Source organism: Roseateles albus (genome assembly GCF_028595345.1).
GTDB classification, from domain to species: Bacteria; Pseudomonadota; Gammaproteobacteria; order Burkholderiales; family Burkholderiaceae_C; genus Paucibacter_A; species Paucibacter_A albus.
The window spans coordinates 442,934-463,586 of sequence record NZ_JAQQXT010000003.1 but is presented as its reverse complement, the minus strand read 5'-3'; the positions used below and the strand labels follow the sequence as shown (position 1 = coordinate 463,586).

The window sequence follows — 20,653 nt, the reverse complement described above, 5'->3', positions numbered from 1 at the left end:
AATACGCGTATGCCTGCGATTCAATTGACTCCTGCCCAGCGCAAGGAAAAACGCTCCGAAGCCCATCATCTTGACCCAGTTGTCATGATAGGCGCGGATGGACTCACCCCTGCTGTCGTCAAAGAGACCGACGCTGCCTTGAATGCCCATGGGCTGATCAAGGTGCGCATCTTCTCGGACGACCGCGCCAACCGCGAAAGCATTTTTGCGTCCCTTTGCGGGGAACTCAATGCCGCCCCGATTCAGCACATCGGCAAATTGCTGGTGCTGTGGCGGCCACTGCCGGACAAGGAAGAAGCCGAAGGCGGTGACGGCAAAGCCGGTCCTCGCGTGGTCAAGATTGTGAAATTCTCCAAGAGCGGCAACCACCGACCACAGGTCAAGAAATTGCGCGTTCTGGGTAACGAACGGGTTGCTCAAGGCGGCGAGATCAAGCGCGCTAAAAAGCGCCTGACCAGCGTCAAAAAGAACGCCCAAGATCAGTAAAAACTGACGTGAGTCAGACCTTGGAATTGTTGCTGGTGCGCCAAGCCAAAGCCAGCACAGCCAAGGTCTTCAAACCAAAAAAAGCGAAAGAAAAAGCGTGCAGGGTCATGAAGCTCCATGAACCCTGCCCGGCTTTGGCCGCCTCCATCATCGGATGCAGCGCGTAATAGCCCGCCACGGTGCAAAAAAGGGCCCCGGCCGGCAAAAAGAATTCTGCCGACAGGTTTTTGGAACCTGTGTCCCGCGCCATGCGACGCTCCATCAAGATCAGCAGCAAGGCAGTGGCCAGCGCGACCTGCGCTTCCAGCGCGAAAAGCCGACCGACCAAGGCGCCTGCTTGAGCCCGCTCCAACACCGCAAAAGCCGAGGGAGCGGCAGCAAATGCGATGCAAAGCAAAAAGCCGCCCCAAATGGCGGCCAATACAGCACGAGATCGGCGCAGCACCTGTTGCTTAGACGTAACGGACCTTGACCACTTCGTAGCTCTTGACGCCACCAGGCGCCTGCACATTGGCTACATCACCCTCCTCTTTACCAATCAAGGCGCGAGCAATCGGCGAGCTGATCGAGACCTTGCCCAGTTTCAAATCAGCCTCGTCGTCACCGACGATTTGGTAGGTCACCGCCGCGCCCGTGGACTCTTCTTCCAGATCCACCGTGGTGCCAAACACAATCCGACCACCGGCATCAACCTCAGCCGGGTTGATGATCAAAGCCGCCGCCAACTTGCCTTCGATATCGAGAATGCGCCCCTCGATAAAGCCTTGCTTGTCCTTGGCCGCTTCGTATTCGGCGTTTTCGGACAAATCGCCCTGGGCGCGCGCCTCGGAGATGGCCGCGATCACGGCATGCCGCTCAACACCCTTGAGGCGATGAAGTTCTTCTTTGAGCTTTTCAGCACCGTATGTGGTGAGTGGAATAGTGGCCATGATTTTTCGCTAAGCTTGAAATACAAAATGAAACCGCCGCTGCGGCTCGGGAACTCCCGAGGCGCTGCGGCGGATTTCGTTGCCCTGGAGTTTAGTTCAGTTCGGCGTGCAACTCTTGCAGGGATTGCACCAACAAGCCATCCTGGTGCTTCATACCCTCAACCGCCGCCTCGCAGCCTGCCATGGTCGTGTAGTAGGTAACACGAGCGGCCAAAGCGGCCTGACGGATATAGCGGCTGTCGGCGATCGCGGTGCGGGTCTCATCAACCGTCGTGAAGACCAGTTGAATCTCGCCGCCTTTGACCATGTCGACGATGTGCGGGCGGCCGTCCTTGATCTTGTTGACAACACGGACCGGCACGCCGGTCTCGGCAATCGCAGCCGCCGTACCCTTGGTGGCCACGACACCGAAGCCCAGCGCATGCAAATCACGCGCCACGACCAAGGCGCGTGCCTTGTCGCCGTTTTTCACCGTGATCAAGACATTACCCTGGCGCGGCAGGCGCGAGCCGGCACCCAACTGGCTCTTCAGCATCGCTTCTCCGAAGGTGCGCGCGGCACCCATGACCTCGCCGGTTGAGCGCATTTCAGGGCTCAAAACCGGGTCGACACCGGGGAACTTGTTGAAGGGGAAGACCGCTTCCTTGACGCTGAAGTAAGGCGGTATGACCTCGGCGGGCACACGGCCATTGCGGTCCTTCTGGTCCTTCAACTTTTGCCCGGCCATGCATCGCGCTGCAATCTTCGCCAATTGCTGACCGGTCGCCTTGGACACAAAAGGCACGGTACGCGAGGCGCGCGGGTTGACTTCCAGCACGTAGACCGTCGCACTGTCGAGGCCGCCGGTCACGTCACCCTGAATGGCGAACTGCACATTCATCAGGCCCACCACATTCAAGCCACGCGCCATGGCCGCGGTCTGCCTGCGCAACTCGTCTTGCAAGACTTTGGACAAGGTGTAAGGCGGCAGGGAGCAGGCCGAGTCGCCGGAGTGAATGCCGGCAGCTTCCACATGCTCCATGATGCCGCCAATCATCACATCGACGCCGTCACTGATGCAGTCGACGTCAACCTCAAGCGCATCTTCCAAGAATCGGTCGAGCAAGACGGGTGACTTCTCAGACACCCGCACCGCTTCGCGCATATAGCGCTCCAGGTCCTTGTCGCCATGGACGATTTCCATCGCCCGGCCGCCCAGCACATAGCTCGGGCGCACGACCAGCGGATAGCCGATCTCGTTGGCCAAGGCCACGGCCTGATCTTCTGTGCGCGCTGTGCGGTTCGGCGGCTGCTTCAGCCCAAGCTCATGCAGCAGTTTTTGGAAGCGCTCTCGGTCCTCGGCGATGTCTATGCTCTCGGGCGTGGTGCCGATGATGGGCACGCCATTGGCTTCCAGATCAAGGGCCAGCTTCAATGGCGTCTGGCCGCCGTACTGGACGATCACGCCGACCGGCTTTTCTTTCGCCACGATTTCCAGCACGTCTTCAAGCGTCACCGGCTCGAAATACAAACGATCCGAAGTGTCGTAGTCGGTGGACACGGTCTCGGGGTTGCAGTTGACCATGATGGTCTCGTAACCGTCTTCGCGCAGCGCCATCGCCGCGTGCACGCAGCAATAGTCGAACTCGATGCCCTGGCCGATACGGTTAGGCCCGCCGCCCAAGACCATGATCTTCTTCTTATTGGTCGGCTCGGCCTCGCACTCTTCCTCATAAGTCGAGTACAGATAGGCAGTCTCGGTGCTGAACTCGGCCGCGCAGGTATCGACCCGCTTATAGACCGGACGCACACCCAGCGCATGACGGGCGCGCCGCACCTCATGCTGGTTGGTGGCCAGAAGCTTGCCCAGGCGCTTGTCCGAGAAGCCCTTTTTCTTCAGCAGACGCAACTCGTCGGCACTCAGCGACTCCAAAGAACGGCCGGCCAACGACATCTCGATCTTCACCAACTGCTCGATCTGCGCCAAGAACCACGGATCGATGGCGGTTTCTTCGAACACTTCTTGCATGCTCATGCCGATGCGGAAGGCATCCGCCACATAGAGCACGCGCTCGGGGCCGGGCTCACCGATCTCTTGGATGATTTCTTCGCGGTCGCTGCTGCGCTCGGTCAGACCGTCAATGCCGGTCTCCAAGCCACGCAAGGCCTTCTGGAAGCTTTCCTGGAAGGTACGGCCCATCGCCATCACCTCGCCAACCGACTTCATCTGCGTCGTCAAACGCGAATCGGCCATCGGGAACTTCTCGAACGCGAAACGCGGGATCTTGGTGACCACGTAGTCGATGCTGGGCTCGAAGGAAGCCGGGGTCACGCCGCCGGTGATGTCGTTGCGCAACTCATCCAGCGTGTAGCCGACCGCCAGCTTGGCGGCGATCTTGGCGATCGGGAAGCCGGTCGCCTTGGAGGCCAAGGCGGATGAACGCGACACGCGCGGATTCATCTCGATCACCGTCATGCGGCCGTTCTCGGGGTTGATCGAGAACTGCACATTCGAGCCACCGGTGTCGACGCCGATTTCGCGCAGAATCGCGATCGAAGCATTGCGCAGCAGTTGGTACTCTTTGTCGGTCAGGGTCTGGGCAGGGGCCACGGTGATCGAGTCGCCGGTATGCACGCCCATCGGGTCCAGGTTTTCGATAGAGCAAACGATGATGCAGTTGTCCTTGCTGTCACGCACGACCTCCATCTCGTACTCTTTCCAGCCGATCAAGGATTCTTCGATCAGCAACTCGCTGGTAGGCGAGAGATCCAGGCCGCGCTTGCAGATTTCCTCGAATTCTTCTGGGTTGTAAGCGATCCCGCCGCCGCTGCCGCCGAGCGTGAAGCTGGGGCGAATCACCATCGGGAAACCGTTGCTACCGACTTCGGTCGCAATGCGCTTTTGCACCTGCAGCGCCTCTTCCATGCTGTGCGCAATGCCGGAGCGGGCCGAGTCCAGGCCGATCTTGGTCATCGCGTCCTTGAACTTCAGACGGTCTTCGGCCTTTTCGATCGCCTTTTCATTGGCGCCGATCATCTCGACCTTGTACTTCTCCAGCACGCCGTGCTTGTGCAGGTCGAGCGCGCAGTTCAAGGCGGTCTGGCCACCCATGGTCGGCAGCACCGCGTCGGGGCGCTCCTTGGCGATGATCTTCTCGACCACTTGCCAGGTGATGGGCTCGATATAGGTGACATCGGCCGTGTCCGGGTCCGTCATGATGGTGGCCGGGTTGCTGTTCACCAGGATGACCTTGTAGCCCTCCTCGCGCAGCGCCTTGCAGGCTTGGGCGCCCGAATAGTCGAATTCGCAGGCCTGGCCGATGATGATGGGGCCGGCCCCGATGATCAAAATGCTCTTGATGTCTGTACGTTTTGGCATGTCTTTACTCCGTCCGCCTAGTTCTGTTCTGTGCTGTTTTCAGGACTTGGCCATCAGGCCAATGAAACGGTCAAACAGGTAGGCGATATCGTGGGGGCCTGGGCTTGCCTCGGGGTGGCCCTGGAAGCAGAACGCCGGCTTGTCGGTGCGGGCCAGGCCTTGCAGCGTGCCGTCGAACAGGCTGATATGGGTGGCGCGCAGATTGGCCGGCAGGCTATCAGCATCCACCGCGAAGCCGTGGTTCTGGCTGGTAATGCTGACGCGGCCGCTGTCCAGGTCCTTGACCGGATGGTTGGCGCCGTGGTGGCCAAACTTCATCTTGAAGGTCTTGGCGCCCGAAGCCAGGGCCATGATCTGATGGCCCAGGCAGATGCCGAAAGTTGGAATGCCGGCCTCAATCAATTGCGCGGCGGCCTTGATCGCGTAATCACAAGGCTGCGGATCGCCGGGGCCGTTGGACAAAAACACGCCATCCGGCTCCAGATCAAACACGGCAGACGCCGGCGTTTGCGCCGGCACCACGGTAATCTTGCAGCCCCGCGAGGCCAGCATGCGCAGAATATTGCTCTTCACGCCGAAGTCATACGCAACCACGTGGAAGCGCGGCTGCGTTTGCTGACCATAGCCCTTACCCAAGACCCATTCGGTCTCGGTCCAGCTGTGCGTGGCCTCGGTGCTGACGACCTTGGCGAGATCCAATCCGGCGATGCTGGGCGCCCCTTTGGCCAGCGCAATCGCCTTGGCAATCAACTCGTCGGTGATGGCCTGGCCGGCGGCCAAGCCCATGATGCAGCCGCTTTGCGCGCCAGTGGTGCGCAAGACGCGGGTCAGGCGGCGGGTATCGATATCGGCGATCGCCACGGTGCCTTCGTCTTGCAGGTACTGCACCAGGCTGCGGGTCTTGCGGAAGTTGGAGTCAAGGATCGGTGGTTCCTTGATGATCAGGCCAGCGGCATGGATCTTCTGCGCCTCGACGTCCTCATCGTTGACGCCGTAATTGCCGATGTGCGGATACGTGAGTGTCACGATCTGGCGGCAATAGCTCGGGTCGGTGAGGATCTCTTGATAGCCGGTCATCGCGGTGTTGAACACCACTTCGCCGACCGTCTGACCGGCTGCACCGATCGAGGAGCCTTTGAAGACCGTACCGTCTGCCAGGGCGAGGATCGCTTTGGGGGATGAGAGCAATTCGGGCAGCACGGGGGGACTCCGGTAGTAGCGCGCGCCCTGCTCTACTCTTTTTTGAGACCTGGACAGTCAAAGAGCCGGAATCCGGGATTAGGAAACTGGTGGAGTTTCGCGGGGCGTACGTGTGGTTGCGTAAAACTATTGCGGGTAAACCTGCTGAGTATACCCGAGCAGGGTATTCACCAATGCCTAGCAGACTCGATTGACATGCTGATGTAACTTTTTCCCGCAGCCTCGCCTACCCCTCGCAATTCAGGCCAGAGCCGCAATACCTGCCCGGGCGATCTGAGCATCTTCACTCGACTTCACGCCGCTGACACCCACCGCACCGACGCAAAAGCCGTCCACCATGATGGGCACACCACCCTCGAGCAAACCACTCAGCCCCGGCGCACTCAAGAAAGAAACCCGACCTTGATTGATGATGTCCTCATAGACTTTCGATTCGCGCCGCCCCAAGGCCGCCGTATTCGCTTTGGCGGGTGCGATTTGAGCGGAAATGGCTGCCGCACCATCCAAGCGCTGCAGCCACAAAAGATGACCACCATCGTCAACGATGGCGATGGAGACTGCCCATTGATTTGCCAAGGCCTCGGCCTCGGCTGCAGCGGCAATGCGTTTGACCTCTTCCAGTCCGATAAATGGTTTTTGCTTCATGCTGTTGAACTCCTCGCTAAAGCCCGCACTGTAATAGGCGAGGCTGGCCGGTGTCTGCTCGCAAGGAGCTAGATGCCAACCCCGAGGCGCGGATTGCGAACTCAAGCTACAGTCCTGCTTGAGATGTGCTCACGGATTCAAGCATCCGCACCAATTTTCAGTCTGGAGGATTTATGAACGAAACCCTGCAAAACCAATACGGCGGCGCCTTGAACGGCGGATTGTCCGTCGACCGTCAACGCGTCTTGCGCAACACCTACTGGCTGCTGGCCTTGTCCATGGTGCCGACCGTGCTGGGCGCCTGGGTTGGCGTCACTACCGGCATCATGGCCACGATGGGCATGGGCATGAGCATGATGGTATTCATGATCGGCGCTTTCGGTCTGATGTATGCCGTCGAGAAGACCAAGAACTCCAGCACCGGTGTCTATGTGTTGCTGGCCTTCACCTTCTTCATGGGTTTGATGCTGTCGCGCATGCTGGCGCAGATTCTGGGCTTCCGCAACGGCAGCAGCCTGATCATGATGGCCTTCGGCGGCACCGGTGCGATCTTCTTCGCGATGGCAACGCTCGCCACCGTCATCAAGCGTGATCTGTCGAATATGGGCAAGTTCTTGTACGTCGGCGCCATCATCTTGCTGGTGGTCGGCTTGGCCAATATCTTCATCCAGTCTTCGGCGCTGATGCTGACGATGCTGGCGCTGTCGATGGCTGTCTTCTCGGCCTTCATGCTGTATGACATCAAGCGCGTGCTGGATGGCGGCGAGACCAACTACATCTCGGCCACCTTGGCGATCTACCTGGACATCTATAACGTGTTCCAGAGCCTGCTGTCGCTGTTGGGTATCTTCGGCGGCGAAAGAGACTGATTGATCGACAAAGAATAGAAAACGGGGTCCGAGGACCCCGTTTTTTTATGCCGGAACGCTGCTGGCCCTCAATCGCGCGCAAATGCCGCGATGCTTTAGTTCCAGCATCACATCTCTAAAGCGGTATGAGCTTACTCCGAAACACCGCGCTCAAAGACTGCGATGCTTTAGTTCCAGCATCACATCGCTAACGCGATATGAGCTTACTCTGAAGCATCGCGCTCGAAGACCGCGATGCTTTCAACATGGGAGGTATGCGGGAACATATTGACCGCGCTGGCCGCCGTGCAACGGTAGCCCGCCTGATTGACCAAAATACCGGCATCACGCGCCAGCGTCGCCGGGTTGCAGCTGACATAAACGATGCGCTTGGGCGCCTGCCAGCCCGGGGCCAAGCTCGGGTCAAGATGGATGTCGGCCAAGGCCTGCGACAGTGCATGGGCGCCATCGCGCGGTGGGTCCACCAACCACTTGTCGGCCGAACCATCGGCGACCAGCAATGCAGGCGTCATCTCGAACAGGTTGCGTGCAACGAAGGCCGTGTTGGCCGATAGGCCATTCAGCACAGCATTCTCGCGTGAGCGCTGCACCAGCGTCTCGCTGCCCTCAATGCCCAAGACCTCGCGTGCCTTGGTCGCCAAAGGCAAGGTGAAATTACCCAAGCCGCAGAACCAGTCAATCACACGCTCATCGCGCTGCACATCCAGCAGGCGCAGCGCCCGCCCGACCAGCACGGTGTTGATATGCGGATTGACCTGGGTGAAATCGGTCGGCTTGAAGGGCATCACGACGCCAAACTCGGGCAGGCTGTAAGACAGCGCCGGGCCGCCAGCGTCCAGCAAGGCCACCGTGTCCGGCCCCTTGGGCTGCAGCCACCATTGCACGCCGGTGTGCTGGGCAGCGAACTCGCGCAGAATCGTTTTGTCCGACTCTGGCAAGGGATTCAAATGGCGCAAGACCAGAGCGATCACCTCGTCCCCCATGGCCAACTCGATCTGAGGCAAGTTGTCGCGCTGATCCATGCTGGCGATCATTTCGCGCAGCGGCATCAAGAGATCGCTGACCCGCTGCGGCACCACTTTGCAGACCTGCATATCGGCCACATAGCGGCTCTTGCGCTCGTGAAAACCGATCAGCACCATGCTCTTTTTGATCACATAGCGGACCGAAAAGCGCGCCCGGTAGCGATAGCCCCAGGTCGGGCCTTCGATCGGGCGCAAGACCATCTCGGGCTTGACCTTGCCGAGGTGCCAGAGGTTGTCCTCCATCACCCGCTGCTTGACGGCGACTTGCGCGCCGGCGTGCAAATGCTGCATCTTGCAGCCGCCGCAAGAGCCCGCGTGCAGGCCGGCATGCGGGCAACCGGGCGTCACGCGCTGCGAGCTTTCACGCCGCATTGCCACCAGCGTGCCCTGCTCCCAGCTACTTTTTTTGCGGCCAACGGTGACTTGCACCTCTTCACCGGGCAAAGCGCCTTCGATGAACACCACTTTGCCTTCTTCGTTGCGGGCAACGCCTTGGGCGTCCAGGTCCATCGATTCGACCTTGAGCCATTCTGATTGTTGAGTCATGGGCGGGATTATCCCAGCCCGAACCGGCCGTTTCGCCCTGCTGCAAACTTCAAGCGCTAAAAAACAGAATCTCGGTCTATGCCATGCCTCAACATGCCGCGCTTGAGCTTGGCCAAGGCTTCGATCTGGATTTGCCGAATTCGCTCACGCGTCAGGTGCAGACGCAGCGCCAACACATCCAGGGTCTCGGGCTCCCGGTCGGCCAGCCCATAACGGCCGGCCAAAACCTCGCGTTCGCGTTCATTCAATGCGGCCATGCCGTTCTCCAGCAAGGCATCTACCTCATGACTAAGCCGCAATCCGAGCGGATCCACCGCATGCTCGTCGGCCACCAGATCCATCACCGTGTCACCACCATCGACACCGCGCTCGGCCGGCGAGTCGAGCGAGCTAGGCAACTCCGCGAAGGACAGCAACTCCGCCACTTCCGCAAGCGGTCGGCCCACCGCGGCGGCGATTTCTTCGACCTTGACCCGCGTACTGCTGCCGTCCTTGCCATTGCGTGCATGCGCGGCCTCCAGCGCACGCCGCGCCTTGAGCACATGGTTGAGCTCGCGCACAATGTGCACCGGAAGGCGCACCAAGCGGGCCTGATGCATCAGGGCGCTCTCGACGCTTTGGCGAATCCACCAGCTGGCGTAGGTTGAAAAGCGAAACCCCCGTTCGGGCTCAAACTTGCCTATCGCGTGCATCAAACCGAGATTGCCCTCCTCGATCAGATCACTCATCGGCAGACCACGGCCGAGGTAATTTTTAACCACGCTAACGACCAAACGCAGGTTGTGCTCGATCATTGACTGCCGGGCCTCAAAGCTGCCCGCCCTGGCCTGCACCGCCGTGTCGTACTCCTCTTGCGGCGTCAACAAGGGTGTACGGCGAATATCTCTCAGATAAGCCTGCAGCGCGTTGCCAAGCTCAAGCTCTGCACTCTCCAGCAGGCCGGCCTGAACACCGCCAGCACCCGCCACACCGATCGCCTCCGCCACATCCTCATCAGCCAGCTTGGGGTCAAGCTCATCGCCTGAGGCGATATGCCCATTGCTATGAGCGTGAGAGGAATGATTTGGCGCAGGATGTTTCATGGCATCAATTTCGCTGCGCCGATGAGGCTTTAGCGACCTGGGAGCAACTTCGCGGGGTCGATGGGCTTGCCTTGCTTGCGCACCTCGAAGTGCAGCTTGACTTGATCAGCGTCACTGGAACCCATCTCGGCAATTTTCTGGCCCTTGCGCACCGCCTGATCCTCTTTCACCAACAAGGTCTGGTTGTGCGCGTAGGCCGTCAAATAGGTCGAGTTGTGCTTGATGATGACCAGATTGCCGTAACCACGCAAGCCCGAACCTGCATAAACCACGCGACCGTCGGCCGCTGCGAGCACTGCATCGCCGGCCTTGCCGTAGAAGGCCAAACCCTTGTTGCGCTGCTCGTCAAAGCCGACATTGACCGCTCCAGCGGCTGGCCAGCCCCAGACCGGATCATCATCGTTGTCGCGCACAGCGGCCGCCGCCGAGGCAGATGCTGACGCTGACGCAGTAGTCGCCGATGCCGCTGATGCAGCCCCGACTGCGCTTGTGGCCTTGGCATCGAGAGGCCGGCTTTCGACCTTGGCCGCTGGCACCGACTTGGTCGTCACCGCTGCGGCATCGACGCCAGGCGCCAACACGCGCAAGACCTGGCCCACCTCAATCCGATTCGGGTTCTCAAGGGCATTCCACTTGATCAAATCCCGCGTACTTTGACCATTATCAATGGCGATACGGATCAAGTTGTCGCCCGGTTTGACGGTGTAATAACCCGGCTTGCCGGCGTTCTCGGCACCGGGCAAGGGCTTGACTTCGGGTGTTGGCGTGCTCGGCACGGGCACAGGATTGGACGGCTTGGCCGCGCCACCCTTGATATCGCGTGCCTCGACCGGCGCCTTATTGGGTGTTGAGCTGCATCCCGCCAAAACGGCCAGGCCCGCGAGCCCGGCGGACAGCAAGATATTCTTAAAACGGAAGGTGTTCTTTTGCATGCGGCGCTATAAAGACTTTGACGGGCTGGGATCAAGCCCGCAAGGCAGGCCTGATGTGCAAAAAATCGCGCCCGCAAAATCTATCGGGCGCTTACATCACACCTGATTTTAGAGGCACGAACAGCACCGCCTCAAACTCGCTACGAACAAAACGGCTAACGCCCGCTTCGAGCAGGTGGTCAACTACCACCAGAACCTGTCCACGGCCTCCCGGTGCCACCATCGGTGCGACCAAACGTCCGCCTGGCGCCAGCTGATCCAACCAGGCCTGCGGCAAGTCTTCACCCCCTGCCGCAGCGATGATGCTGTCGAAGGGCGCCGCGCCCGCAAAGCCCAGTCGCCCATCGCCATACACGAGCCGGATATTGCCGCGTGCCGCGGCGGCCAAGTTCAGGCGGGCCTTGTCATGCAAAGGCTTGAGGCGCTCAATCGAGACGACCTGCTTGGCCAACAGCGCCAGCACGGCGGCCTGATAGCCACAGCCCGTGCCGATCTCCAGGACACGCCCGAGGCTTGCCTGCTGCGCCGCAGCAGCGCCGCCAAACAGCATCGCGATCATGCGACCCACCACCGACGGCTTGGAGATCGTCTGGCCATGACCAATCGGCAGGCTGGTGTCTTCGTAGGCCTGCACGCCCAAGGCGCTGTCGACAAACTCGTGCCGATAGACCCCCGCCAGCGCTTGCAGCACCCGCTCGTCACGCAGCCCGTCTTGCTGCAAGCGGCTGACCATGCGTTGGCGCACCATGGCCGAATCCAGCCCCAGACCGCTGGGTGCAGAGCGGCGCGCCGCATCCTGCGCCGCCTCGCGCAGATGGCGCTGGGGCATCAAGACCTCGCGGCTCGCTGCGGCGGAGGACGTGCCACTTGGCTGACTCGACTTCTTCGCGCCAATACCGGCCAGCGGCACAGGAAAGCGCGAAGAACGCGCCGGTACGTCGCTCATAGAGGCAAGCCCAGGCGATTGCTCCAGACCGGCAATGCCGCATGGTGCGTCAAGTCAACCTGCAAGGGCGTGACGGACACCCTATTGTTGGCGGTCGCATAGAAGTCGGTGCCCTCGCCCGCCTCGCGTGCGTCTCCGGCCGGGCCAATCCAGTAAATCGTGTCGCCACGCGGGCTTTGCTGACGAATCACCGCTTCGCTGGCATGCCGGCGCCCCAGGCGCGTAATGCACCGAGGCAAATGGGGCGCATCGGCATGATTGGGGATATTGACGTTGAGCAAAAAGGCCTCGTTCAAGCCGGACGCGATGACCTGCTCGACCAAGCTGCGCGCCATGGCGGCAGCGGCGTCAAGCTGACCCCAGCCCTTGTCCACCTGCGAGAAAGCGATCGAGGGAATGCCGAACAAAAAGCCTTCGGTCGCCGCGGCCACGGTGCCCGAATACAGGGTGTCGTCACCCATATTGGCGCCGTTATTGATGCCCGACAGCACCAGATCGGGTTTGTAATCCAGCAGCCCGGTCAGCGCCACGTGGACGCAGTCGGACGGTGTGCCGTTGACATAGCGAAAACCGTTGCTGGCTGTGTAAACCGACAGCGGCCGGCCCAAGGTCAGCGAGTTGGAGGTGCCGCTGGCGTTCTGCTCAGGTGCAATCACATCAATTTGCCCCAAGCCCTCGCAGGCTTTGACCAAGGCCATCAAGCCCGGTGCAAGGTATCCGTCGTCATTGGCTATCAGTATTCTCATGCTGCGCATTGTAGGCAAGCCGCCCGGCGGCAAGCCTCTCGAGAACCCGCCCCTCTTGGCTGAATCTACCTCGACATGCCGGCTTCCCCGGCCTGCAAGTGGCTCAGTACCAGGGTCGCCAATTCCGCATGCACGGCATTCAAAGCCGCCAAGGACTGGGTAGAGCCGGTCATAAAAACCGCCATCAGGATGGGTGCCTGCTTGGGCGGAAAGAATATCGCCACATCATTGACAGCGCCATTGGCCCCGCTGCCGGTTTTGTCGCCGGCGGGCCAGTCCTGTGGAGCGCCGGCCCGCAGCCGCTGCAAACCGGTCTCAGACGCATTCATCCAGACCAGCAATTGCTGGCGCAACTCGCCCGAGAAATAATCGCTGCAGAGCAGATGTTCCATCAGGCCGACATAGCTCGCCGCCGTACTGGTATCACGCGCGTCATCCGGCAGATTGCTATTGAGTGCGGGCTCGATCCGGTCCAACCGTGTGACCGTGTCGCCCAGTTCGCGCAAGAAACGGGTCAGGCCAGCCGGGCCGCCAACCAAAGGCAGGAGCAAGTTGGCGGCCGGGTTGTCGCTGAGCTCCAGCATGGCCGCACACAACTCGCCCACGCTGAGCGAGGCCGATACCGAGCCGGCTTGCAGCAAGGCCCCCGTCACCGGCGCATGAGGCACCAAGTCGCGCGGGCCAAAGCGCACGCGCTGATTCAAGTCCAAGCGCCCGCTATCGACCTTGGCCATGACGGCTGCAGCCAAGAGCAGCTTGAAGGTCGAACACATCGCAAAACGCTGCCCGGCCTGAAAGGCAAACTGCGCACGGCTACCGGTATGCAAGGCGAACACGCCGATCTGCCCGCCGATCTGGGTTTGCAGCGCCGCGCAGCGCGCTTGCAAAGAGGCTTCAGCTTGAGGCGTCGCCAAACTCGACAAGGGCAAAGGCAAACCCGCCAGCAGAATCAAACGCCGCTGAATCATCATCAAGGTGTCAGCACTCGCAGAACTTTCTGGAAGGCCTCGACCTGCTTGCCTTTGCGCGCGCGCTTGCCTGCATAACTCGCCAGGCCCACACCCTTCAGAATTTCTTCCTTAGGCTTGGCGCCACGGCCCGTACCCAGCACCTGCAGCGCCTGCGTGAAGGCGGCGACGCTGATCAAGGCGTCTTTAGCTTCCAGGTCGATCAGGGTCAGGCCACGCCCGCCCTTGGGCTGGTGCTTGAGCTCATCCAGCGCGTAGGTCAGCAGCCGGCCGTTCAGCGTCAGGCAAGCCATTTGAACGCCGACAACCTCGCCGGCGGGCACCGGCGCCGGCGGCAAGATCTTCTCTTCGCCTTCCAGGCTCAGGAAGGTCTTGCCGGCCTTTTGGCGGCCGACCAGATCGCCAACCTTGGCAATCAGGCCGAAGCCGCCGGTGCCGGCCAGCACCAAGCGGGTTTCGGCATTGGCGGCAAAGTAATGCGCTATTTGACTGCCGCTTTCCAGCTCGATCAGGGAGGTGATAGGCTGACCGTCGCCACGCCCGCCGGGCAGCAAGGAGATCGGCACCGAGTAGACCCGCCCATTGCTGCCGAAGACGATCAGCGCGTCAACACTGCGGCATTGGAAGGTGCCGTAGAGCTGGTCGCCTGATTTGAAGGCCAGCGCGCCGGCCTCGATATCGTGACCCTTCAGCGCCCGCACCCAGCCCTTGCCGCTGACGACCACGGTGACCGCCTCGTCAACGATGCGGACCTCGGCCGAAGCCTTCTTTTCCTCTTGGATCAGCGTGCGGCGCTCGTCGCCAAACTGCTTGGCATCGGCCTCGATCTCGCGGATGACGGTACGCTTCAGGCTGCCCGGATTGCCCAGGATGTCCTCCAGCTTGCTCTGCTCTTCGCGCAAGCCTTTGAGTTCCTGCTCGATCTTGATCGCCTCCAGCCGCGCCAACTGGCGCAAACGGATTTCAAGAATGTCTTCGGCCTGGCGATCGCTCAAGTTGAAGCGAGTGATCAGCGCTGGCTTGGGCTCATCGGCATTGCGGATGATGCGGATCACCTCATCGATGTTCAAGAGCACCAGTTGGCGCCCTTCCAGCACATGGATGCGATCCAACACCTTGGCCAAGCGGTGTTGCGTGCGGCGCTGCACCGTCTGCTGGCGGTAGCCCAGCCATTCGCTGAGGATCTGGCGCACGCTCTTCAAGGTCGGCCGGCCATCGGCACCAATCATGGTCAGATTGATCGAGGCCGAGGTCTCCAGGCTGGTGTGCGCCAGCAAGGTCGAGATCAAGTCTTGCTGCTCCACCGTGCGGCTCTTGGGCTCGAACACCAGGCGCACTGCAGCGTCCTTGCTCGACTCGTCACGCACGCAGTCCAACACCGCCAGCAGGCTGGCCTTGAGCTGCAACTGCTCGGCGCTCAAAGCCTTTTTGCCGGTCTTGATCTTGGGGTTGGACAGCTCCTCGACTTCTTCCAGCACGCGCTGGCTGCTGCAACCATGCGGCAACTCGGTGACGACCAACTGCCATTGGCCCCGCGCCAGGTCTTCGATCTTCCAGCGCGCGCGCAGCTTCATGCTGCCGCGACCGGTTTGGTAGGCCGAGCGGATATCCTCGGCCGAGCTGATCAGCTGGCCGCCGCCCGGATAGTCGGGGCCGGGCAGGATGGTGAACAAAGCCTCGTCGCTGATTTTGTCGTCACGCAACAGCGCCACCGCGGCGGCCGCCACCTCGCGCAGATTGTGGCTGGGCACCTCGGTCGCCATACCCACGGCAATGCCGCTGGCGCCGTTCAACAGTACAAAAGGCAGGCGAGCGGGCAACTGACGTGGCTCCTGAGTCGAGCCGTCGTAATTGGCCTGGAAGTCGACCGTGCCTTCGTCGATCTCATCCAAGAGCAGGCGGGCAATCGGCGCCAAGCGCGCCTCGGTATAACGCATCGCCGCAGCGCCGTCCCCGTCACGACTACCGAAGTTGCCCTGGCCATCAATCAGCGGATAGCGCTGCGAAAAGTCTTGCGCCATGCGCACCAGCGCGTCATAGACCGACTGATCGCCATGCGGGTGGAAGCGCCCCAGCACATCACCGACCACGCGCGCGCCCTTGACCGGTTTGGCGCCGGCAGTGCCGGTGAAGGCCAGACCCATGCGCTCCATGGAATACAAAATGCGCCGCTGCACCGGCTTTTGGCCGTCGCAAACATCGGGCAAGGCCCGGCCCTTGACAACGCTCAGCGCGTATTCAAGGTAAGCGCGCTCGGCGTAATGGCCCAGGGTCAGCGCGTCAGGGTCATCCTGCGGCGGGGGTGCGTCGAATATCGAAGTTTGGGTCATGGTTTGTCAGAGTGAATCGTCAGGTGTTGAGCTGTGGCGTGCATGCCGTTTTGCAGCAAGGTCCAGTACAGCTCCAGCACCAAATGAACATGGGCTTGGGTTTCGTCAATCGGCGGCACGACACCACCGGCGCGACGCACGGCGCCTTCGCCGGCGTTCCAGGCCGCCAGCGCCGCATCAATGCGGCCAAAGCGTTTGATCAGATCGGCCAGCATGCGAGCGCCGGTCAACACATTGGTTCGAGGGTCCAGCAAGCGCTTTTCAGCGGGCTGCAGGCGCTCCAGCAGCGTGGCATAACGAGCGGCCGCGTCCGGGGTGATCTGCATCAGGCCGATGGCGCCGCGCGGCGACACCGCGGCCGATTTGTAGCCCGACTCCACCGCAATGACCGCCTTCAGCAAAGCCATATCCACGCCGGACTTGGCTGCCGCCTCGCGCAAATAGGGCTGCACCGCCTTGACCTCGGGCGCGATCTCCAGCCAAGTCAGCAAATGCCGGCTCCCGTCCTGTTTACCCGGCACGCGGCCCTTGCTTGGGTCCGGCGCGCCCAGCACCAAGTTATAGGCGCCACTGAGCTGCCGATCGGCCAGATGCGCGGTGCCGGCACCGTCAACATAAGCCCATAGCTCAGCTTGAGCAGGCCAAGCGAGCGCCGCCAGAAAGAAGACGAGCCCAAACCTCATCCGCCCTGCTCCTCACCGAGCGCCACCCGAGCCTGGTACTCGCGGTCCAGCATGGACATCACGATCAGGCTGTCGTAGCCATCCGCGCCTTCGATATTGACCCGCACGCTCTCGCGCAGCCGGCCTTCCTCGACAAAGCCTTCGCTGGCATAGAGTTTCAAGGCCCGCGTGTTGAGTGCCTTCACATCCAGCCAGAAGCGATGCGCATGCAACTGCGTGAAGGCCAGTTTCTTGAGCAGGCGCGCACAGGCGCGACCCAGGCCTTGACCCTTGGGCGCCAAGACGATGCGCTTCAACTCAACCGAGCCGTGCGGATTGCGGCAACCCTGAAAAATCACGAAGCCGGACCGTTTGGATTCCGGCCCGACCTCGATGATGAAGTGGCGAAAATCCGGGAAACGCACCGCGCCCTCATGTTGCGTACGTTCCCAGGGCGTGATGAAGGGCCGGTTGGCGGCGTCCTGCTCCACCGAGACCACAAAATCCAGGTCCGACAACATGGTCGGGCGCAGGCTGACGCGCGGAGCGTTCATGGCTTCAGATATCCACTTCGACCGAGTCGCCGTGGATCTCCATCAATTCACGGCGGGACGAGGCCTCGCCCTTGCCCATCAGCTTGTTGATCGATGTTTCCGTTTCCGTGAGATTCAGCTGACCGAGCGCGATCACGCTCAGCCGCCGGGTTTCGGGGTTCAGCGTCGTGTCCCACAGCTGCGTGGCGCTCATCTCGCCCAGGCCTTTGAAGCGGCTGATGCTCCATGAACCTTCGCGCGCGCCTTCCTTGCGCAGCTTGTCCAGCGTGGCGGTCAACTCGCCCTCGTCCAGCGCATAAATCTTGGCGGCCGGCTTTTTGCCACGCGCAAGCGCGTCGACCCGGTACAGCGGCGGGCGGGCAACATAGATATGCCCTGTCTCGACCAGCTTGGGGAAATGGCGGAAGAACAGTGTCAACAAGAGGACCTGGATATGCGAGCCGTCCACGTCCGCATCCGACAGGATGCAGACCTTGCCGTAGCGCAGACCGCTCAGGTCCGGCGAGTCGTTCTTGCCATGAGGGTCGACACCCAGCGCGACCGAGATATCGTGAATTTCGTTATTCGCAAACAGGCGATCGCGCTCGACCTCCCAGGTATTCAAGACCTTGCCGCGCAGCGGCAGAATGGCCTGCGTCTCCTTGTTGCGGCCCATCTTGGCGCTGCCGCCGGCCGAATCGCCCTCGACCAGAAAGATCTCGTTGTGCAAGAGGTCGCGGCTCTCGCAGTCGGTCAGCTTGCCCGGCAAGACGGCCACGCCCGAGCCTTTGCGCTTCTCGACTTTTTGCGAAGCGCGCTGGCGGGTTTGCGCCTGCTTGATGACCAGTTCGGCCAGCTTCTTGCCGAACTCCACATGCTGGTTCAGCCACAACTCCAGGCCCGGTTTGACATAGGTGGAGACCAGGCGCAGCGCGTCACGGCTGTTCAGGCGCTCCTTGGTCTGACCCTGGAATTGCGGGTCCAAGACCTTGGCCGACAGCACAAAAGACGCGCGCGAAAACACATCGTCCGGCATCAGCTTGACGCCCTTGGGCAAGAGGCTGTGCATCTCGATAAAGCCCTTGACCGCACCGAACAGGCCGTCCTTGAGGCCGGATTCATGCGTACCCCCGGCGACGGTCGGGATCAAATTGACATAGCTCTCGCGCATCGCCGCGCCTTCTTCGGTGAAGGCCACGCACCAGGCGGCGCCCTCGCCCTCGGCGAAGTTCTCGGTCTCGGCCCGGCCGGCATATTGTTCGCCCTCGTACAGAGGGATCAGCGGCTCGGCGTTCAGCGTCTGCATCAGATAGTCGCGCAGCCCGCCTTGATAGGACCAGGTTTGCACATCTCCGGTCTTTTCGTTCGTCAGCGTGACGATCACGCCCGGCATCAAGACCGCCTTGCTGCGCAAGAGGTGGATCAGCTCGTTCTTAGGCAGCTCGGCGCTCTCGAAATATTTGGCATCGGGCCAGACGCGCACCGTCGTGCCCTGCTTGCGCTCGCCGCGCTCGGCCTTGCGAGCCACCACCGGTTCAACCACATCGCCGTTCTCGAAGGCCAAGGTCGCCACCTCGCCGCCGCGCCAAACCGTCACCTCCAAGCGCTTGGCCAAGGCATTGGTGACGCTGACGCCAACGCCGTGCAAGCCACCCGAGAAGCTGTAGGCGCCGCCCGAGCCCTTGTCGAACTTGCCGCCGGCATGCAAGCGGGTAAAGACGATTTCGACCACCGGTACGCCCTCTTCGGGGTGCAGGCCAAAGGGAATGCCGCGGCCGTCGTCGGCAATCGAAACCGAGCCGTCGCTGTGCTGGATCAGGTCGATGCGCTTGCCGAAGCCGGCCAACGCTTCGTCGGCCGCGTTGTCGATGACCTCCTGGATCGTGTGCAGCGGGTTGTCGGTACGCGTGTACATGCCCGGCCGCTGCTTGACGGGCTCAAGGCCCTTGAGTACGCGGATCGAGCCCTCGCCATAGGAGCCCAAGGCCGGGGAGTTGCTGGGAGAAGTTGATGCTTTGCTGGTCGCCATGGGGCAGATTCTAGGCGGCGGCCCGCGGCCAAGTGCGCAAACGCTGCCAAGTTCCCGGCTAGCATGTCGCCCCTATGCACCTGAGATCCCTTACTTCTTACCTGCTGACCTGTCTCGCCCTGAGTTTGAGCGGACTCGCGGCAGCCGAGCCCGAAAGCACGCCATTCAAGGCCGGTCCGCCGCTCAGCATGGAACTTAAAAATGCCCAATGGTTTGATGGCAAGGGCTTCGTCAAGCGCGGCACGCTCTATGTCAAAGATGGCGTTTTCAGCACTCAGAAAATCAAGAAGCCGCAGCGCAGCCTGGACTTAAGCGGCCAGTACTTGATCCCGCCCCTGGCCGAGGCGCACAACCACAATCTGCAAAACGGCTGGGGCTACGCGCGCTATGCGAACAGCTATTTGCGGGACGGTGTTTTCTTTGCGGCCATGCATTGCGGGGAGCCCAAGGGCGTGGCCTTGGCACGCGGACTGGCGAATCAGCCGGCCGCACCGGACATTTTGTTCGTCAGCGCCTGTATTACCTCATCAGATGGCCAACCGCTCGCGCAATTGCTCGGTGAGGAAATGGGTGGCACCAAGCTGAAACTCGAAGATGTGGCAGACAAGTTGCTGCTGATCACGGATACGCCCGAACACGTGGCGCAGAAATGGCCGCTTGTGGCCACGCGCAAGACCGATCTGGTCAAGCTGATGCTGAGCCGCAGCGAGAGCCCCGAACTGCGGGGGGATACCAAGCAGCAAGGCCGTTTGGGCCTCAAGCCCGAAGTCTTGCCGGCCATCGTCAAACGCGCCCACCAAGACGGCTTGCGGGTGATCGCCCATGTCGAGACGGCCGCTGACTTTGCGCTGGCGGTGCAAGCCGGTGTGGACTGGATTGACCATATACCGGGCTATTTTTTCCATGAAGGTCTTGGCCCCGAGGCCTACCGGCTCAGCGCCGATATGGCCGCCGAAGCGGCCAAGAAACATGTGGCCGTTATCACCGGCACGGCGGCGGCAACGCTGTTCCGAGCCCCGCCGGAGACGCAAGCGGCCGTGCGCCGCCTGCAAATCGAAAACCTGCAAACGCTCAAGGCCGCCGGAACCAAGCTGCTGTTGGGCTCCGACCTTTTCAACGGCTCAGCACTGCCCGAGCTTCAACATCTTGAAAGCCTGGGCGTGCTCGACCGCGCCACGCTCTTGCGCATGGCCAGCATCACCACGCCGCAGGCGCTCTACCCCAAGCGGCGCCTGGGCTGCTTCGATGCCGGCTGCGAGGCGAGCTTTTTGTTGCTTGCGGCCAATCCACTTCAAGATTTGGCCGCGATTGGTCGCATTCAGCTGCGCGTCAAGCAGGGCCGGATGCTGAACCTGCAATCTCCGTGA

18 protein-coding genes are annotated in these 20,653 nt (G+C 61.4%); 3 read left to right on the top strand and 15 right to left on the bottom strand.

Annotated elements, in window-relative coordinates; all coding sequences use genetic code 11:
* The first annotated feature begins 9 nt into the window (after positions 1-9).
* Positions 10-486, top strand: coding sequence for a YhbY family RNA-binding protein (locus PRZ03_RS07385; RefSeq protein WP_263532993.1), 477 nt, complete (start codon positions 10-12; stop codon positions 484-486).
* 13 nt (positions 487-499) lie between these two features.
* On the opposite strand, the gene PRZ03_RS07380 is transcribed toward PRZ03_RS07385, so the two are convergent.
* The 5 genes from PRZ03_RS07380 to PRZ03_RS07360 form a co-directional block, all read right to left on the bottom strand.
* The gene (locus tag PRZ03_RS07380) at positions 500-931 is read right to left on the bottom strand and encodes a DUF4149 domain-containing protein (RefSeq protein WP_273599684.1); all 432 of its coding nucleotides are present in this window, start codon (positions 929-931) and stop codon (positions 500-502) included.
* Between the two features lie 7 nt (positions 932-938).
* Complete coding sequence (greA, locus tag PRZ03_RS07375) at positions 939-1,415, bottom strand: transcription elongation factor GreA (RefSeq protein WP_263532995.1); 477 nt, start codon at positions 1,413-1,415, stop codon at positions 939-941.
* 91 nt (positions 1,416-1,506) lie between these two features.
* Positions 1,507-4,773 carry a carbamoyl-phosphate synthase large subunit gene (gene carB / locus PRZ03_RS07370; RefSeq protein WP_273599683.1) on the bottom strand — a complete coding sequence of 1,089 codons (3,267 nt, stop codon included), beginning with the start codon at positions 4,771-4,773 and terminating at the stop codon, positions 1,507-1,509.
* A gap of 39 nt (positions 4,774-4,812) precedes the next feature.
* Positions 4,813-5,973: a glutamine-hydrolyzing carbamoyl-phosphate synthase small subunit gene (gene carA, locus PRZ03_RS07365; protein ID WP_273599682.1), complete on the bottom strand. Its 1,161-nt coding sequence runs from the start codon at positions 5,971-5,973 to the stop codon at positions 4,813-4,815.
* Between the two features lie 240 nt (positions 5,974-6,213).
* The gene (locus PRZ03_RS07360; protein WP_263532998.1) at positions 6,214-6,618 is read right to left on the bottom strand and encodes a GlcG/HbpS family heme-binding protein; all 405 of its coding nucleotides are present in this window, start codon (positions 6,616-6,618) and stop codon (positions 6,214-6,216) included.
* A gap of 173 nt (positions 6,619-6,791) precedes the next feature.
* Between PRZ03_RS07360 and PRZ03_RS07355 the strand changes: the two genes are divergently transcribed.
* Complete coding sequence (locus tag PRZ03_RS07355; RefSeq protein ID WP_273599681.1) at positions 6,792-7,487, top strand: Bax inhibitor-1/YccA family protein; 696 nt, start codon at positions 6,792-6,794, stop codon at positions 7,485-7,487.
* A 203-nt stretch (positions 7,488-7,690) separates the two neighbouring features.
* Here the strand turns inward: PRZ03_RS07355 and rlmD are convergent, their stop codons facing one another.
* The 10 genes from rlmD to PRZ03_RS07305 all read right to left on the bottom strand — a co-directional run bounded on the left by rlmD (position 7,691) and on the right by PRZ03_RS07305 (position 19,286).
* The gene (gene rlmD / locus PRZ03_RS07350) at positions 7,691-9,058 is read right to left on the bottom strand and encodes a 23S rRNA (uracil(1939)-C(5))-methyltransferase RlmD (RefSeq protein ID WP_273599680.1); all 1,368 of its coding nucleotides are present in this window, start codon (positions 9,056-9,058) and stop codon (positions 7,691-7,693) included.
* A gap of 56 nt (positions 9,059-9,114) precedes the next feature.
* Positions 9,115-10,140, bottom strand: coding sequence for a sigma-70 family RNA polymerase sigma factor (locus tag PRZ03_RS07345; RefSeq protein ID WP_273599679.1), 1,026 nt, complete (start codon positions 10,138-10,140; stop codon positions 9,115-9,117).
* A gap of 29 nt (positions 10,141-10,169) precedes the next feature.
* Entirely contained in the window at positions 10,170-11,072 is a 903-nt protein-coding gene (locus tag PRZ03_RS07340) for a peptidoglycan DD-metalloendopeptidase family protein (RefSeq protein ID WP_273599678.1), read from the bottom strand.
* Positions 11,073-11,163: 91 nt separating this feature from the next.
* On the bottom strand, positions 11,164-12,018 hold the full coding sequence (locus PRZ03_RS07335; RefSeq protein WP_409993936.1) for a protein-L-isoaspartate(D-aspartate) O-methyltransferase: 855 nt from the start codon (positions 12,016-12,018) through the stop codon (positions 11,164-11,166).
* Positions 12,015-12,764 carry a 5'/3'-nucleotidase SurE gene (surE, locus tag PRZ03_RS07330; RefSeq protein WP_263533003.1) on the bottom strand — a complete coding sequence of 250 codons (750 nt, stop codon included), beginning with the start codon at positions 12,762-12,764 and terminating at the stop codon, positions 12,015-12,017. The genes PRZ03_RS07335 and surE overlap by 4 nt, the downstream gene beginning before the upstream one ends.
* A 65-nt stretch (positions 12,765-12,829) precedes the next feature.
* Complete coding sequence (gene bla, locus PRZ03_RS07325; RefSeq protein WP_273599710.1) at positions 12,830-13,735, bottom strand: class A beta-lactamase; 906 nt, start codon at positions 13,733-13,735, stop codon at positions 12,830-12,832.
* Positions 13,735-16,062 (bottom strand): DNA topoisomerase IV subunit A, encoded by a 2,328-nt coding sequence (gene parC, locus PRZ03_RS07320; protein WP_273599677.1) that lies wholly within the window; start codon positions 16,060-16,062, stop codon positions 13,735-13,737. Before parC ends, bla begins: the two co-directional genes overlap by 1 nt.
* On the bottom strand, positions 16,059-16,745 hold the full coding sequence (locus tag PRZ03_RS07315) for a lytic transglycosylase domain-containing protein (RefSeq protein ID WP_273599676.1): 687 nt from the start codon (positions 16,743-16,745) through the stop codon (positions 16,059-16,061). Before PRZ03_RS07315 ends, parC begins: the two co-directional genes overlap by 4 nt.
* Positions 16,742-17,278 carry a GNAT family N-acetyltransferase gene (locus PRZ03_RS07310; RefSeq protein WP_273599675.1) on the bottom strand — a complete coding sequence of 179 codons (537 nt, stop codon included), beginning with the start codon at positions 17,276-17,278 and terminating at the stop codon, positions 16,742-16,744. The genes PRZ03_RS07315 and PRZ03_RS07310 overlap by 4 nt, the downstream gene beginning before the upstream one ends.
* Positions 17,279-17,282: 4 nt before the next feature.
* Positions 17,283-19,286, bottom strand: a complete 2,004-nt coding sequence (locus PRZ03_RS07305) for a DNA topoisomerase IV subunit B (protein ID WP_273599674.1) — start codon at positions 19,284-19,286, stop codon at positions 17,283-17,285.
* 188 nt (positions 19,287-19,474) lie between these two features.
* Between PRZ03_RS07305 and PRZ03_RS07300 the strand changes: the two genes are divergently transcribed.
* A complete protein-coding gene (locus PRZ03_RS07300) occupies positions 19,475-20,653 on the top strand; it encodes an amidohydrolase family protein (protein ID WP_273599673.1) in 1,179 nt (392 codons plus the stop codon).

Excerpts from the sequence above, each read along its gene's own strand:
- PRZ03_RS07385 (WP_263532993.1), top strand. The coding sequence starts at position 10 with ATGCCTGCGATTCAATTGACTCCTGCCCAGCGCAAGGAAAAACGCTCC.
- greA (WP_263532995.1), bottom strand. The coding sequence starts at position 1,415 with ATGGCCACTATTCCACTCACCACATACGGTGCTGAAAAGCTCAAAGAA.
- carB (WP_273599683.1), bottom strand. The coding sequence starts at position 4,773 with ATGCCAAAACGTACAGACATCAAGAGCATTTTGATCATCGGGGCCGGC.
- PRZ03_RS07360 (WP_263532998.1), bottom strand. The coding sequence starts at position 6,618 with ATGAAGCAAAAACCATTTATCGGACTGGAAGAGGTCAAACGCATTGCC.
- PRZ03_RS07355 (WP_273599681.1), top strand. The coding sequence starts at position 6,792 with ATGAACGAAACCCTGCAAAACCAATACGGCGGCGCCTTGAACGGCGGA.
- rlmD (WP_273599680.1), bottom strand. The coding sequence starts at position 9,058 with ATGACTCAACAATCAGAATGGCTCAAGGTCGAATCGATGGACCTGGAC.
- PRZ03_RS07345 (WP_273599679.1), bottom strand. The coding sequence starts at position 10,140 with ATGAAACATCCTGCGCCAAATCATTCCTCTCACGCTCATAGCAATGGG.
- PRZ03_RS07340 (WP_273599678.1), bottom strand. The coding sequence starts at position 11,072 with ATGCAAAAGAACACCTTCCGTTTTAAGAATATCTTGCTGTCCGCCGGG.
- PRZ03_RS07335 (WP_409993936.1), bottom strand. The coding sequence starts at position 12,018 with ATGAGCGACGTACCGGCGCGTTCTTCGCGCTTTCCTGTGCCGCTGGCC.
- surE (WP_263533003.1), bottom strand. The coding sequence starts at position 12,764 with ATGAGAATACTGATAGCCAATGACGACGGATACCTTGCACCGGGCTTG.
- bla (WP_273599710.1), bottom strand. The coding sequence starts at position 13,735 with ATGATGATTCAGCGGCGTTTGATTCTGCTGGCGGGTTTGCCTTTGCCC.
- parC (WP_273599677.1), bottom strand. The coding sequence starts at position 16,062 with ATGACCCAAACTTCGATATTCGACGCACCCCCGCCGCAGGATGACCCT.
- PRZ03_RS07315 (WP_273599676.1), bottom strand. The coding sequence starts at position 16,745 with ATGAGGTTTGGGCTCGTCTTCTTTCTGGCGGCGCTCGCTTGGCCTGCT.
- PRZ03_RS07310 (WP_273599675.1), bottom strand. The coding sequence starts at position 17,278 with ATGAACGCTCCGCGCGTCAGCCTGCGCCCGACCATGTTGTCGGACCTG.
- PRZ03_RS07305 (WP_273599674.1), bottom strand. The coding sequence starts at position 19,286 with ATGGCGACCAGCAAAGCATCAACTTCTCCCAGCAACTCCCCGGCCTTG.
- PRZ03_RS07300 (WP_273599673.1), top strand. The coding sequence starts at position 19,475 with ATGGAACTTAAAAATGCCCAATGGTTTGATGGCAAGGGCTTCGTCAAG.